This is a genomic window from Tateyamaria sp., from assembly GCF_039945315.1.
Taxonomy (GTDB): Bacteria; Pseudomonadota; Alphaproteobacteria; order Rhodobacterales; family Rhodobacteraceae; genus Tateyamaria.
On sequence record NZ_JBDUXB010000038.1, the window covers coordinates 16739 to 31010 of the forward strand.

Annotated in this window: 17 protein-coding genes; 12 read left to right on the forward strand and 5 right to left on the reverse strand. The window is 58.0% G+C overall.

From position 1 onward, the window contains the following. Position 1 precedes the first annotated feature (1 nt). The 8 genes from ABJD00_RS11595 to ABJD00_RS11630 all read left to right on the forward strand — a co-directional run bounded on the left by ABJD00_RS11595 (position 2) and on the right by ABJD00_RS11630 (position 6555). Positions 2-448 carry a tripartite tricarboxylate transporter TctB family protein gene (locus tag ABJD00_RS11595; protein WP_413833199.1) on the forward strand — a complete coding sequence of 149 codons (447 nt, stop codon included), beginning with the start codon at positions 2-4 and terminating at the stop codon, positions 446-448. Between the two features lie 3 nt (positions 449-451). After that, positions 452-1957 (forward strand): tripartite tricarboxylate transporter permease, encoded by a 1506-nt coding sequence (locus tag ABJD00_RS11600; protein WP_108835956.1) that lies wholly within the window; start codon positions 452-454, stop codon positions 1955-1957. 3 nt (positions 1958-1960) lie between these two features. Further along, positions 1961-3313 (forward strand): acyclic terpene utilization AtuA family protein, encoded by a 1353-nt coding sequence (locus tag ABJD00_RS11605; protein ID WP_413833201.1) that lies wholly within the window; start codon positions 1961-1963, stop codon positions 3311-3313. Beyond that, positions 3306-3611, forward strand: a complete 306-nt coding sequence (locus ABJD00_RS11610) for a DUF4387 family protein (protein ID WP_413833203.1) — start codon at positions 3306-3308, stop codon at positions 3609-3611. The genes ABJD00_RS11605 and ABJD00_RS11610 overlap by 8 nt, the downstream gene beginning before the upstream one ends. A 237-nt stretch (positions 3612-3848) precedes the next feature. Continuing rightward, on the forward strand, positions 3849-5123 hold the full coding sequence (locus ABJD00_RS11615) for a hypothetical protein (RefSeq protein WP_413833205.1): 1275 nt from the start codon (positions 3849-3851) through the stop codon (positions 5121-5123). 13 nt (positions 5124-5136) lie between these two features. Next, the gene (locus ABJD00_RS11620) at positions 5137-5400 is read left to right on the forward strand and encodes a hypothetical protein (protein WP_413833207.1); all 264 of its coding nucleotides are present in this window, start codon (positions 5137-5139) and stop codon (positions 5398-5400) included. 95 nt (positions 5401-5495) lie between these two features. After that, entirely contained in the window at positions 5496-5717 is a 222-nt protein-coding gene (locus tag ABJD00_RS11625; RefSeq protein WP_413833209.1) for a hypothetical protein, read from the forward strand. A gap of 121 nt (positions 5718-5838) precedes the next feature. After that, a complete protein-coding gene (locus ABJD00_RS11630) occupies positions 5839-6555 on the forward strand; it encodes a hypothetical protein (RefSeq protein ID WP_413833211.1) in 717 nt (238 codons plus the stop codon). A 236-nt stretch (positions 6556-6791) separates the two neighbouring features. Here ABJD00_RS11630 and ABJD00_RS11635 read toward each other — a convergent pair whose 3' ends face one another. From ABJD00_RS11635 to ABJD00_RS11645, 3 genes are all read right to left on the reverse strand, one after another. Next, entirely contained in the window at positions 6792-7697 is a 906-nt protein-coding gene (locus ABJD00_RS11635; protein ID WP_108835962.1) for a LysR family transcriptional regulator, read from the reverse strand. Positions 7698-7827: 130 nt separating this feature from the next. Then, positions 7828-8610 (reverse strand): anti-sigma factor family protein, encoded by a 783-nt coding sequence (locus ABJD00_RS11640; RefSeq protein WP_413833213.1) that lies wholly within the window; start codon positions 8608-8610, stop codon positions 7828-7830. Next, positions 8607-9086: an RNA polymerase sigma factor gene (locus ABJD00_RS11645; protein ID WP_413833215.1), complete on the reverse strand. Its 480-nt coding sequence runs from the start codon at positions 9084-9086 to the stop codon at positions 8607-8609. Before ABJD00_RS11645 ends, ABJD00_RS11640 begins: the two co-directional genes overlap by 4 nt. Before the next feature lie 95 nt (positions 9087-9181). Between ABJD00_RS11645 and ABJD00_RS11650 the strand changes: the two genes are divergently transcribed. Further along, positions 9182-9622 (forward strand): DUF4399 domain-containing protein, encoded by a 441-nt coding sequence (locus ABJD00_RS11650; RefSeq protein WP_413833217.1) that lies wholly within the window; start codon positions 9182-9184, stop codon positions 9620-9622. A gap of 18 nt (positions 9623-9640) precedes the next feature. On the opposite strand, the gene ABJD00_RS11655 is transcribed toward ABJD00_RS11650, so the two are convergent. Continuing rightward, complete coding sequence (locus ABJD00_RS11655; protein ID WP_413833219.1) at positions 9641-10582, reverse strand: zinc transporter ZntB; 942 nt, start codon at positions 10580-10582, stop codon at positions 9641-9643. A gap of 42 nt (positions 10583-10624) precedes the next feature. Next, complete coding sequence (locus tag ABJD00_RS11660) at positions 10625-12652, reverse strand: FAD-dependent oxidoreductase (RefSeq protein WP_413833221.1); 2028 nt, start codon at positions 12650-12652, stop codon at positions 10625-10627. An 87-nt stretch (positions 12653-12739) separates the two neighbouring features. Here ABJD00_RS11660 and ABJD00_RS11665 point away from each other — a divergent pair, with 87 nt between their 5' ends. The 3 genes from ABJD00_RS11665 (at position 12740) to ABJD00_RS11675 (ending at position 14269) form a co-directional block, all read left to right on the forward strand. Beyond that, positions 12740-13204: a GNAT family N-acetyltransferase gene (locus ABJD00_RS11665; RefSeq protein ID WP_413833223.1), complete on the forward strand. Its 465-nt coding sequence runs from the start codon at positions 12740-12742 to the stop codon at positions 13202-13204. Beyond that, complete coding sequence (locus ABJD00_RS11670) at positions 13201-13683, forward strand: RNA pyrophosphohydrolase (protein ID WP_413833225.1); 483 nt, start codon at positions 13201-13203, stop codon at positions 13681-13683. Before ABJD00_RS11665 ends, ABJD00_RS11670 begins: the two co-directional genes overlap by 4 nt. A gap of 103 nt (positions 13684-13786) precedes the next feature. Beyond that, positions 13787-14269 (forward strand): hypothetical protein, encoded by a 483-nt coding sequence (locus ABJD00_RS11675; RefSeq protein ID WP_413833227.1) that lies wholly within the window; start codon positions 13787-13789, stop codon positions 14267-14269. Positions 14270-14272 lie beyond the last annotated feature (3 nt).

The following is a 14272-nucleotide window of genomic DNA, read 5'->3' on the forward strand; positions in this document are numbered from 1 at the left end:
CATGCTTCGATCGGACCGAGTCTTCGGACTGGTCGTGATTCTGGCGGCGCTCGCGTATATCGCGAGCGCCCTTCAGCTTCAGACCAGCTTTTTGTCTGACCCGATGGGGTCGAAGTCCTTTCCCATTGGGTTAGGTGCTATCGCGGTCCTTTGTGGGATCGTGATGATTTTCAAACCGGAGGACGAGGCCGAATGGCCCGCGCCGGTTGCCATCCTCAAAATCTTTATTTCAGTGGTTGTCATGGTGGCCTACGCCTACGCGCTGAAACCGTTGGGCTTTCTGATCCCAACCACTCTGGCGGCCGGGATTCTCAGTTACCTGATCACCCCACGCCTGACGTTTAACGTGATGGTGGGCATTGGACTGGCTATCGGCCTGTACCTGCTTTTCCGCTATGCGCTGGGCCTAGAGACATTGCAGGCCATTCCCAAAGGCTGGAGGGGTTAGGCCATGGACATTCTTTCCAACCTTGCGCTGGGTTTCTCGGTGGCGCTCAGCCCATGGACCCTGATGCTGGCTGTTATTGGCTGTTTTCTGGGCACAATCATCGGCGCGTTGCCGGGGCTTGGTCCCTCGAACGGTGTGGCGATCCTTATTCCGCTGACCTTTTCGCTGGGGCTGGATGCGACCTCGGCGCTCGTTCTGCTGACCTCGGTCTATTACGGGGCGATGTATGGCGGGCGGATCAGCTCGATCCTTTTGAACATTCCGGGCGACGAACCGGCCCTGATGACAACCCTTGATGGCTATCCGATGGCCAAGAACGGGCGCCCCGGCGATGCGCTGGTGATCTCTGGCGTGGCCTCTTTCGTCGGCGCACTTCTGGCCACCATCGGGTTGATGCTGCTCGCCCCTCTGCTCAGCCGGGTGGCCTATCAGTTTGGTCCGGCCGAGTATTTCGCGCTCTATCTGCTGGCCTTTTGTACATTGGGTGGCCTGTCGTCCAAGAACCAGGCCAAGGCGGCCTTTGCGGCGGCGTTGGGGCTCGCGATTGCGACCATCGGGCTGGACAACCAGACGGGTATGCCGCGCTTTACCGGCGGAAACCTGCACCTGATGGACGGCGTTGATTTTCTTGTCCCGCTCGTCGGGCTTTTCGCTGTCTCCGAGGTGCTGATCTACATCGAAAAGCAGGGCAAGGATTCCTCGCTTGGGATCAAACTTGAGAAGGTGACCATCCCGTTCCGCGAGATTGGGCAATCCTTCTTTACCATGCTGCGGGCCAGTCTGGTGGGGTTCGTCGCTGGCGTTCTGCCGGGGGCAGGGGCGTCGCTGGGTTCTTTCCTGGCCTACATGTCCGAGAAATCCATTGCGGGCAAAAAAGGTGGCTTTGGCACTGGTGTTGCGCGCGGGATCGCGGCTCCAGAGGCCGGGAACAATGCGGCGGCTGGCGGGGCTTTGGTCCCGATGCTGACCTTGGGTGTTCCGGGCTCGGGCACCACGGCGGTGCTCTTGGCGCTTTTGATGACATTGAACATCACACCCGGTCCAACCCTGTTCACTGACCGGCCCGAAGTTGTCTGGGGTCTGATCGCCTCGCTTCTGATCGCCAACTTCGTGCTGCTGGTGATGAACGTGCCGATGGTAAAGCTGTTCGTGTACATTCTCGCCGTGCCGCCTTCGCTGCTGTTGCCGGGGGTGATGATGATCAGCTTTGTCGGGATCTTCTCGCTGACAGGCAGCTACTTTGACCTGCTGCTGATGACCGGCTTTGGCGTGATGGGGTACCTCTTCCGCAAGATCGGGATACCAACGGTGCCCATTATCCTTGGCATCCTGCTGGGCAAGCACATGGAGGACGCGCTGCGGCGCGCGATGATCCTGTCGGACGGCGATGTCAGCTATCTGTGGTCGTCTCCGATTGCCATCGGCCTATGGGTCGCAGCGATTGTGGGGTTTGTCGCGCCAATGTTCCTGCGCCCGATCCTCAAGCGACCTGACCGGGTAATCGACTAAGCGATGGTGCGGGTGCTCATCCCTTCTGGCGCGCTTGGGCTTGGCTATGACCACGACGCGCTGGAACGCGGGATCGCCAACAAACCGGACCTGATCGCCATCGATGGGGGGTCAACGGACAGCGGGCCGTCCTATCTGGGGCGCGGTGTGTCCAAATACGCCCGCTCCTCGACCAAGCTGGAATGGGCCGGGCTGATGGACGCCGCACGCCGTGCGGGATGCCCACTGGTGATTGGGACAGCGGGCACCTGCGGTGCTGGCAGTGCGGTGGACTGGCTGGTCGAGATCACCCAAGAGATTCTGACTGAACGCGGCGAAACGGCCAAGATCGCGGTCCTGAAATCCGACCAACCCGCGAACCGTGTCGTTGATGCACTTGGCGCGAACTGGATCACGCCGCTCACGCCCGCACCCGACATTGATGCGCCCATGCTGGAAAGCTGCACCAACATCGTGGCGCTGGCCGGAGTGGAACAAATCACCTGCGCGCTGGACACCGGGGCGGACATCGTGATTGCGGGGCGCACGACCGACACGGCGATCATCGCCGCCCTTCCGATTGCCAAAGGCATTGATCCCGGACCGGCATGGCACGCAGCCAAAATCGGAGAATGCGGCGCATTGTGCGCCACCAACCCGCAATCCGGCGTGATCCAGATCGATTGGGAGGGCGCGGCGTTTACGCTTACCCCATTGGCCGATGATGCGCGGGCGACCCCGCATACAGTCTCCGCCCACATGCTCTATGAAAATGCGGACCCGTATTTGTTGCACGAACCGGGCGGCACGCTGGACGTGACCGAGGCGCGCTATGACGCGCTCGATGACACCCGCGTGCGGGTCACGGGATCAGTCTGGCGCAAGGCGAACGGCTATAATGTCAAACTCGAAGGCGCGCGCGTGGCTGGGTATCAAACAGTGGTGCTCGCCGTGGTGCGCGACCCACACTACGTGACCAATGCGGCAACCTGGGCCAAGGACATCATCGCCAAATGCACCGACAAGGCGCTGCAACGCACCAGTGCCACGGCGGATGATTTCACCATCGAAATCAGACTGATTGGGCAAAACTCGGTGCTGGGCGACTTGGAAACCCGTGTGGCTGACCCTGTCGAGATCGGGGCGCTTGGTTTGGTGACCGCAAAAACGCCGGAACTGGCCAATGAGATTGGCAAGCTGTTGAACCCCTACCTGTTGCACCACCCGCTGACACGAGAAGAGGAAGTGCCGACATTCGCCTTTCCCTTTTCTCCGGCCGAGATCGACCGCGGACCCGTCTACGAATTCTGCCTGAACCACGTGATGTGGCTGGATGATCCGATGGACGCCTTCACACTTGAGGTACTCGATGCCTGAAGTGCGCGATCTGGCCGAAAAGGTGCGGTCCAAGAATGCCGGGCCATTCTGGGTGACGGTGGACATTTTCTGCGGCTCGGCGGAAGCGTTTGAGCGCATCAAGAACGGCCTGACGACCAAGGCCGTTGCCGAACGGTTCGATACACCCGAACAACTGCTGAAACGGTTCGATATCCAAAGCCTGAACGTCGTCAAAATTTCCGTGCCCCGCCCGTCGGTTCAGGGCACAATTTCAGACCGCGATATGCATGGCGCAGGGTGGGCGGCGCTGGTCGCCGAGATGCAGATCGAAGAATAGTCAGCCAACCACGGTTCGTCAGGTGCCGCTATATGTCTGCGGTAGGGTTTCTGCCGTCCGGTAACAACTGTCGCGGGTTTAAATTTCACGCCTGAGTTGCAACAGTGTGCGTTTTTATGCTATTATTGGAGCATTGAAACGCCGGGCGTCATTTTTGGATGCCGATATTTTTAACGCAATTCTCTTTTCTTTTGGTCGCCCTGCGTCCCGTAAAAGTCAATTTAGGAGCAAGTTAAGATGCCAAAAACACCCAACAAAAAGACCGTCGACAGCGCGATCGAAAAACTGAACGAAGTGCGCCGTGAATGGATGCGCCGCCCCGGGGTCACGGCTGTGGATGTGGGCTTTAAGATCAAAGACAAAGTCATGACGGACGACGTGGCACTTCGTGTTCATGTCGCGCGCAAAAAGCCCGTCACTGACCTGTCCTCCAGCGAAGTTTTCAACACAACCGGCAAGTCGCTCACGAAGCAAGGCGGGTTTCCGGTCGACGTGATCGAAGGCGATTACGCGCCAGCGGATGTCAGCACCGACCGTGTCGCTCTTGAGGACCTGATGGGCGAAGTGGGGGTCGGTATTGAGCGCACCACGGCTTTCAACCCACTTGTCGGCGGGATCAGCTGTGGCAACCCAAGGGTTACGGCAGGCACGCTGGGCGCAATCGTGTTTGATCGTGCGAGCTGTCGACCAATGATCCTCTCAAACTGGCACGTTCTGGCTGGCGGTTCGGCTGCGGCTGTGGGCGAAGACATCCTGCAACCGGGCCGGGTCGATGGCGGAACAGAGGCGGTTGCGACCCTCACGCGGATGCGGCTCGACTCGTCCATGGACGCCGCCGTTGCGACGCTCAACAGCGCGCGCGCGCACAGCCGTGACATCATGAACATTGGCACTGTCACCGGCACAGACGACGCGACACTGGGTATGGAGGTCGAAAAATCTGGCCGCACCACGGGTCTGACCAAGGGCATCGTGGATGGGGTCAGCATGAGTGTGTCCATCGACTACGGCGATCCGGGTGTTGTGGCATTCACAAACCAGATCCGCATCGTTCCGCGTCCGCCATGGCCTGCTGTGGATGTTGAAATCAGCTTGGGGGGTGACTCTGGCAGTATCTGGTTGAACGAGCGCACAAACCGGGCAATTGGCCTGCACTTTGGGGGGGAACGGAACCCATCGCCAGCGTCAGCGGAAAACGCACTGGCCAATCCAATCAAACCTGTCGCGTCGGCACTGAACTTCTCGTTCCTGCCGATTTTCTGCCCCTCCCGGCCAATCCCGACCAGACCCGTATTCAACATTTGCCAGCGCTATCCAGAGATTTGTGATCTGCTAATCCGCCGGCGCATTCCGATCTTTAACCCGCCCCGCCCGCGCCCAGACCCCAGACCGTTTGATGATCTGAGGTTTCTGCGCCAGTTGCTTGAGATGATGGAGGCGGAAGAACACGGCGGCGGTGGCTGTTCCTGTGGTGGTCATTCGGGCGAATATGACTACGGTCAAGACTACTAAGCAGGAGGTGAAAGTGGCAGATCCGGATCACGTCAAAACTGCGACTGAGGCGCTTGATTCCGTGCGCCGGGACTGGATGTCACGGCAAGGTGTCATCTCGGTCGAAGTCGCGCGGCGATGGATCGATGGAGTCCCGACCGATGAGGTCGGGATTCGCATCACCGTGGAAAAGAAACTGCCGCCCGATGATGTTCCGGCGGGTGAAGCGTTCCCGGAGGATTTGCAGGGCGTTCCCGTCGATCTGGTGGAGGGTACAACGCCAGTGCCTGAGAGCTGATCAGCCTCTCCGCTCACGGACGCTTTTGCAAAAGTTCTTCTTGCAAATCGCGCCCAGCTTGTGAAGCTGGTGACAGCCACGCGTGAGGGATAAATATGCGGAATTTTTGCGTTATGTTGTCGATTGTCGGTCTGACGGGTTGTCTCGCGCCTCCGGTTCCAGAAGAACCCGAGTTTGAGCCCGAGCCTGTTCCCCTCTACGAACCGGAAAACCCCGGTCCATGGTGCGGATACGCAACGCGCATTGGCTTGAACCCAGACACGCCCGCGTCCGAAAAGGAAGCCATCGAAGCCCTCGCGGCTGAACGGGGTTGCTAGTCTGAACTGCCGGCATTTTAGATCAAATTGACTGCGCGCGGGGCACTGCTCGGGGCGTTGGAGATCCACGCTTTAGGTGATTTTTTGCAAGGCATCAGATGCTGGAAAAAGGAAAATCGATTTGGCGGTTCCGTTTTCGATCATCAAATTCCTAGCAGTCCTATTCTTGATAGCTGTACCACTGGCTCAACCCGCCAAAGCAGAGAGTTATTGCAAGCCCGGCGATCGATTTGCACCGGATGGGCAGACAATTGATCTCGGCGGGCGTCAGTTTCGGATATGCGACGGTCGGTTTCAGCTCAACAATGGCTCTGGCGACGAGCTTTTTCTGACAATCTCACGAAACAGCTCACATGTGGCGCCGATATTACAGAAGTTTGAGAAGATGGATTTTTTGTGGGGTCGTCTGACCCAGGCAGATCAAGACTTCAGCTCTCGAATTGAGCAGGTTCAAGTGATCATGGACACCTATATCGGTGACATTTATTTGTCCGGCGCCGCGTACAAGTTTTATTCAAACGACGAGTTGAAGCCAGCAGAAGTCGAAAAGTTCTCGAATGGAACAGTTCCATATGGAATGTTGGTGTATGCTCCGACCTCTACGTCGACTGTTCAACCGCACTTTTTGAGTTGTCGCGGTGATTTAAAAGGAGCACCGCGCAAGCAATACAACTGTTTCATTTATGTTCGTTTTGACGCTGCCAACGATCTCTACCTGTTCTCAAGACTGCTTTGGGACCCCGAGGTGAGCAAAAACGATCCCTTTGATTTCGACAACCTCCACACGTATATTGAGGCTCTCACGGCGTTGTTTGCGAGTCTTGAGGTGTCGCCCTGACAAATTTTTCGTGTCAAAACGGATCTTCTTAGATCCGGCTGGGCTTAAGCCGTTTAACTGACAATTAAATTACCCCAATTCCGTCAAGTTGCAGTGCCCCGTTTGATGGCCAGACCACTTCGGGACCTCATTGAAATAAGGAGACTCCGGGAAAATTCTCGCGTTATGCACCCAAAAAAATGCCCCGGTGTTCTCACACCGAGGCAAAACCGAACGATCGGCCAGGGAATAAATCGTTACCAGTCTGCGGGGCCTTTGTCCGCAAATGCGTGCACCAAAAAGTCGATGAACGCGCGCACCTTCGGCTGCGTAAAGCGGCCTGGAGGGTAAACAGCATAGATACCTTGGGTCTCAAGCGGCAGGTCCGGGATCGCATCTTCGATCAGACCCTTTTCGAGGGCCTCCGCATAAAGAAAGCTGGGCAGGTAGGCGATGCCAAGGCCGGAAACGGCGGCATTCAGAAGGGATTGCCCGTCATTAACAGATAGCCAGCCAGCCGTACGCACTTGACGTTTTTCGCCTGATGGCGCGGTCAGTTTCCACATGTTGCCGGAGGACTGGTTGGAATAATGGAGCAGCTTGTGCTCGTTCAGATCGTCGATCTTTTCAGGGCGGCCATATTGTTCAAAATACTTGGGGCTCGCGATCATGCGCTTGGTCGTTTCGGTCAGCTTGCGGGCGCGCAGTGTGCTGTCTTCCAACTCACCGATCCGCACGGCCATGTCGAAGCCTTCCGAAATCAGCTCTACATAGCGGTTGTTCAGAACCATGTTGACCGTGATGTCCGGGAAATCGGCGAGGAATTCGGACAGGCGGGGTGACAGGTGATTGACTCCAAAATCTGTCGCAACTGAGATACGTAGCAGACCAGAAGGCGCCGATTGCATCGAAGTGACCAGTGAGTCCGCTTCGCCAGCATCATTCAGCACGCGGCGGGCACGGTCGTAGTAGGCCAAGCCAATCTCAGTTGGCGAAACGCGGCGTGTGGTGCGATTTAAAAGACGGGCACCTAAACGGGCTTCCAGAGACGAAACGTGTTTTGAGACGGCGGACTTGGAAATCCCCATCTTCTTGGCAGCATCCGTAAACCCGCCCTGGTCCACGACCATAGCGAAGGCTTCCATCTCGGTAAGGCGGTCCATGCCCGGCCCTTTCTTCTCAGTTCTTCGAGGACCGTGTATCGCGGCCAATCGCGGCACAATCAGGGCGGGGATGGGATAATATCGGGGTGATTGCAGGAATCGTTCCGGGCATGGAAACGACGGCGTTCGCTTAAGTGGCGATGTCCTGCGACCATTCCTGGAAGGTTTCGGCCTCTTGCGCGAGCGGTTCGCCGTCTTGTCCACCGATCAGCAGGAAGCCGAAACCGGGCGTGTTCCAGCGCGCTGCATCAAGGCCTTCAGCGGCCCCCATGCTCACGCCTTTCGCATCCGGTCCCGCAGGGATGATGCACAGAGCCACAGGCGTGCCGTCATCGCGAAGGTAGGAAATCTGTACCAGAGGCTTTCCGTTAAAGCCCAAAAGTTGCGCCCGCTTAAACGTCAAACCTTCGGCCTGTGGCAGTGCGGCTAGATCAATGCCAATCCCCTCGGATACGGACGCGAGCTGAAGTGCAGCCTCTGCCTCAGTCGGATTTACTTCTGTCAGCGTAGCGGTCGTGTATAGCGTCTGGTAGCTGGCCACGAAGCTGACCCAGCCGCGCGGCGCAGGTTCAGGCGTACCAAAGCCTGTGAAAAGTGCAACGGCCAGTCCGGCTGCGATCCCGGTGCCGAAAGTGCCAAGTCCCCACGCCCACTTGAGGGGCGCATTGGTGTTGGCCGGTTCCGGTTTTGCGACCTCCGGTGTAGGTAAAACTGGCATCGCCGGAGCATCGGCAAGCATCTGATCGAAGGCCCCTGCAATAGCATCCATTGGTATTTCCAAACCCGCCATCCGATCTGCCAGGTCCGGATCTGTTTCAAGCGCTGCGGAGATATCGGCCATCAGCGCATCATCCGCCTCGCCGTCCAAGAAGGCGGTTAGATCCTCGTCACTAAAGGCGCGGGGCGTGTTCATTGCTGGCCTCCCTCCGGGTCGGCCATGATCGTGTTCAACTTTTTGCGTGCGCCGGCCAACCGGCTCATCACGGTACCCACGGGGATCTCCATTATCTCTGCCGCTTCCTTGTAGCTGAACCCCTCCACATAGACGAGCAGGACGGACTGCCGTTGGGCCTCAGGGAGGGCATTCACATGGGATAACACCTGACGCGCCAGAATATTCACTTCGGTGCCCGGAGAATTGTCAGCAAGGTCGATCTCTTCAACCGGCATAAGGCCGCCGCCCGTGCGCATCTTGCGCGAGCGCAGTTCGTTCAACCACACGCGTTGGCACATGCGGAACATCCAACGGTCGAGATGGGTGCCAACTTCGAACTGATCGGCCTTGTCCAGCGCACGCAGACAAGTTGTCTGCGCCAGATCATCACCCCAGTCGCGCCGACCCGTCAGCGCAACAGAATAGCGCCAAAGACGCGGATAAATCGCGCCCATGCCATCACGCACGGTTTGTTGAGCATGAGTTGAGATGAATTCGGTCCTTAGAGCGCTAACTTTCTGTGAACATCAATAAACGGAGGAGGAAATCAATGAAACCTTTAGTGATCGCATTCGGCGCGGGGTTGCTCATGTCGACGTCTCTTTGGGCGCAAGGCACGCCAGTACCCGAAAATGCAGCAGTCTATTTCATAGGCCTTGAAGACGGCGACACAGTTTCATCTCCTGTGACCGTCGTTTTCGGTCTGGAAGGCATGGGCGTTGCACCTGCGGGTACGGAAAAAGAAAATACAGGCCATCACCACCTATTGCTGAACCGTCCCCCGATAGGAGAGGGTGAGGAGGGTGCTGAAGAGTTAGAATACGGCCTGCCTGCGGATGACAATCATATTCATTTCGGTGGTGGGCAAACGCAAACCACCATCGATCTGCCCGCAGGCACCCACACGATGCAACTTGTTCTTGGGGACCTGAACCACATTCCGCACTCGCCGCCCGTGACGAGCGAGGTGATTACAATCACTGTCGAGTAGCGCACGTCTTGCGCCGGATCACAACCAGCCCATCCGGCGCAATATCCAGACCGCAAGTCCTGTTAGAACAACCAGCGCCACACATAAAACGGTAAAGGCCAAGTCTGACTGCAGGCCCGGCATGCCACCTACATTGACGCCGAACAATCCAGTCACAAAGCCCAAGGGCAGAAAGATCGCTGCCACTAGAGAAAGCATGTAACCGTTATGGGCCTGCTTACTCGCGATCTGGCTGCTGTGATGGTCCTGGATGGCTGTCATGCGGCTGATAAGGCTATCCAGTTCCTCGACGGCCAGCTTGCCAAGGTTCGCCTGTTCGCGCAGCTGTGCCCGCTGCCCTTTGGACATCAGATCGGTCTGCGTGGCAACAAGCGCGAGCAACGCATCTCGTTGCGGGCCAAGGTAGCGACGAAAGCGGATCGCCATGCGTCGATCATCTGCCAGGTCGCCGGGCAGAAAACCGGTGTTTTCTGCTATCCCGTCTTCCATCGTGTCGACGCGCTGGCTCAGAGCAAAGACCGAGTCGCTGACGCGCCGCATCAGTGACGCGCTCAGCGTGCCCACAAACTCCATTGGGGTTGAAGGTGCCTTGCCCGCCGCAGCTGCGCTGCGCATGTCGTCCAAGACAAACACCCTGCGCAGGCGGACCGTCACAACCAATCCCGCAGTCACCCAGAGACGCACAGACACCATTTGATCAGCAGGTCCGTCCGCATTCAGGTTGACGCCTCGCAGGTTTAGGATCAGCCCCTCCCCATAGCTATCGCAGCGCGGACGCGTTTCGGGAGCAGTCAGGGCCGCTGCCGGAATGTCAGGCACATGGTCCGAAAGAAAGCTGGGGAGCTCAGGATCTCCGAGATCGAAATGGCACCAGCGGTAGTGCTGATGGGGCACCGGATCGGACAAAGCGGAAGAGACTGCCGTGCCCTCGGGGCTGATATCAAAGACGCAAATCGGCATGATCAGACGCTAACGTCGGGTGTGGAGCCCTGCAAGCCAAGGCTAGATTTGAGCCGCCAACCGTGTGCCCTGATCAATGGCGCGCTTTGCATCCAGTTCGGCGGCAACATCCGCGCCGCCAATAATGTGGTGGGAAATACCTGCTGACTCCAAGGCATCCGCAAGGGTTCGATCCGGCACCTGCCCCGCGCAGAGAATAATATCATCCGCCTCGATCAGTGTCGGGTTTTCGCGTGCCTCACCAAACGATACGTGCAGCCCTGCTTCGTCGATCTTTTCATAGTTCACTCCGCCCACGAACTGCACATCTTTCATGTTGAGTGCGGCGCGGTGAATCCAACCTGTTGTTTTGCCCAATCGACGCCCGTGCTTTTCTGCCTTGCGCTGCAGCAATGTGACCGCCCGCGCAGGTGCGTCGGGTTTAGGGCCTTCGGGGGCGAGGCCGCCACGGTTCACTGCGGGGTCGCTGACCCCCCATTCAACCATCCAGTCGGGCAGGTTCTCGGTCGGGCTGGTGCCTTCGTGCACAAGAAATTCAGAGACATCAAATCCAATGCCGCCCGCGCCGATTACAGCCACTCGTTTGCCGGGTTGGCTGCGTTTCTTGAGCACGTCGATATAGGAATGCACGTGCGCGCTGTCTTGCCCGGGAATGCCGGGGTCGCGGGGCAAAACTCCCGTGGCGATAATCACCTCATCAAATCCGCTTAACATGTCTGGTGTCGCTTCGGTGTTCAGACGAACGTCGATGCCTAGTTCAGCCACCATGGTGCGGTACCAGTCGACGAGACCCCAGAACTCTTCTTTACCGGGCACCTGCTTGGCCATGTTTAACTGCCCGCCGATCTCATCTGCACGGTCGATCAGTGTGACGGTGTGGCCGCGTTCTGCGGCCGTCATGGCTGCCGAAAGGCCTGCAGGGCCTGCGCCAACCACGGCGACGGATTTGGCTGTGGCTACCGGTTCAATGACCAGTTCCGTCTCGGAACAGGCACGCGGGTTCACAAGGCAGGAACTCAACTTACCTGAGAAGGTGTGGTCAAGGCAGGCCTGATTGCACGCAATGCAAGGCGCGATATGGTCTGCTTTTCCATCGCGCGCTTTGGCTACGAAATGCGCATCCGCGAGCATGGGCCGGGCCATCGACACCATGTCGGCGCAGCCTGTGGCCAACACATCTTCGGCCACCTCCGGCGTGTTGATGCGGTTTGAGGTGATGACAGGGATGCCCACCTGTCCCATCAGCTTTTTCGTGACCCATGCAAAAGCGGCCCGCGGGACGGATGTGGCGATTGTCGGAATGCGGGCCTCGTGCCAGCCAATACCGGTGTTTATGATCGTCGCACCTGCTGCCTCAACGGCCTTGGCCAGTTGTACGACCTCGTCAAAGGTCGACCCATTCGGCACAAGGTCGATCATGGAAAGACGGTAAATGATGATGAAATCTGTCCCCACCGCTTCGCGGGCGCGGCGGACCACCTCGACGGGCAGGCGCATGCGGTTCTCATATGATCCGCCCCAGCGGTCTGTGCGTTTGTTCGTGTGGGTTACGAGGAACTGGTTGAGGAAATAGCCCTCGGACCCCATGATCTCGACCCCGTCATAGCCCGCCTGTTTGGCGCGCGCGGCCGTCGCCACGATGTCGCTGATCTGCTTTTCGATGCCCTCTTCGTCAAGTTCTGTGGGAGGGAAGGGAGAGATCGGAGATTTCACAGCAGAGGGGGCCACACATTTTGGTCCGTAGGCATAGCGGCCCGCGTGCAGGATTTGCATGGCGATCTTGCCGCCTGCGTCATGTACCCGTTGCGTGACCACAGAGTGGTTTTCGATGTCTGCGTCCGTTGTCATCATCGCCGCGCCGGGCAGTACGGACCCTTCTAGGTTCGGGCCAATCCCGCCGGTGACCATCAACCCTACTTCGCCGCGTGCGCGTTCTGCGTAGAACTCCGCCACGCGGTTCCAGTCCTTGGTTTCCTCAAGTCCGGTGTGCATTGACCCCATCAACACGCGGTTCTTCAGTGTGGTAAAGCCAAGGTCAAGCGGGGCGAGCAAGTGGGGATATTGGTTCATTTTCGTCCTCCCAAACGAGTTAGGTCTTGGTGTCTTGTAAGATACGCGCGATGTCACGCACAACGCGGCGTCATGGGGGTGTTAAGCATGTTAGAAGTCAGGGAGATGCGCAGTGGTGAAGCAGACATGCTTGGTGCGGTCATGTTCAGTGCTATCCACGAAGGCGTCAGCCTTTACACCGCGGCACAACGGGCTGCCTGGCTGCCCGTACCGAATAGGGGGTCCTCTTGGGCCGAGCGGTTGGGTGCGCAAACCGTATGGGTGGCGCTGACGGATGCATCGCCGGTTGGATTTGTCACGCTGGCGTCAGGTGGATACATCGACTTTGCTTATGTGCGCGCGGACGCGCAGGGACGGGGTGTATTTTCGACCCTTCTTGCAACATTGGAAAATGAGGCGCGTGTATCTGCGTTTCCAAGGCTGTGGACCCATGCCAGTCTGATGGCAGAGCCCGCTTTCGCAGTGCGCGGCTTTCATGTAACGCGTCGTGAGACGGTGACGCGTGCTGATCAATCGCTGGCGCGCGCAGAGATGGAAAAGGTGTTGCCATGACCCCGGAAGAGATTGCCAAACTGCCCTATCGCCGCAACGTCGGTGTCATGGTGATCAATGGTGCTGGTCACGTCTGGGTCGGTCAACGCAATGACCGCTATAAAGACGCCTGGCAAATGCCCCAAGGAGGCATCGACAAAGGCGAAGATGCGCGCGTGGCCGCCTTGCGTGAGTTGGAAGAAGAAACAGGCATTACCCCTGATCTGGTTGAGGTGGTCGCAGAATCTGACGGCTATATTCCTTACGAACTCCCCCACGACCTGATTCCAAAGCTTTGGAAGGGCAAGTATCGTGGCCAAGAGCAGAAATGGTTTTTGCTGCGCTTCGCCGGTTCAGACGCACAGGTGAACATCGAAACGGATCACCCGGAGTTTTCGGCGTGGCGTTGGATGCTGCCTGCCGAATTGCCCGATGCCATCGTGCCGTTCAAACGTGACGTCTATGTTGCTGTTCTTGAGGCCTTCGCCGATCACCTCTGAGGGAAGACGTGCCGGGCGTTATTGCTTAACGTGGATCGTGGACAGCAAATTTGATCATGGTGGAGCGGGTCTGATCCCGTTTCGGGACGTTGGGAGTTAGTGGATGCGGTTTCTGGTTCTTGCGTTGAGCGTTTTACCTTTGCCTGCTGTTGCCCTGTCCTGCATGCCCTTTGGCGTCACCGATGCCTATCTGGAAGCAGCCGGAGCAGAGGAAGGTTATGTCCCGGTATTTGGCAATCTCAGCTTTGATCCCGCGCTTGTCCCAGAGGTCGATTGGAACAATCAGGCTAACGTTCCCCAAACAACGCTGATCCCTGCGACCTTTGAGGGCGATGCCCTGAGCGTCCGCGGAGTCGCCCAGCCGTTCTCGACAGATGTCGTGCTTGAGATCGGATGTGCTGGCCCTTGGTGCCCATCGCCGGCGCCGGGCCGTAGCCTCGCCTTCTTACGCAAGACCTCACACAGCTATGTGCTTGTTGTGGGTGCGTGTAGCGGCTTCTTGTTCGGGGATCCGAGCGAAGAGCAGGTCAAACAGGTCCAGGATTGCCTCGCTGGACGGCAGTGCCAACCCTCGAACTCTCGCTAAGCG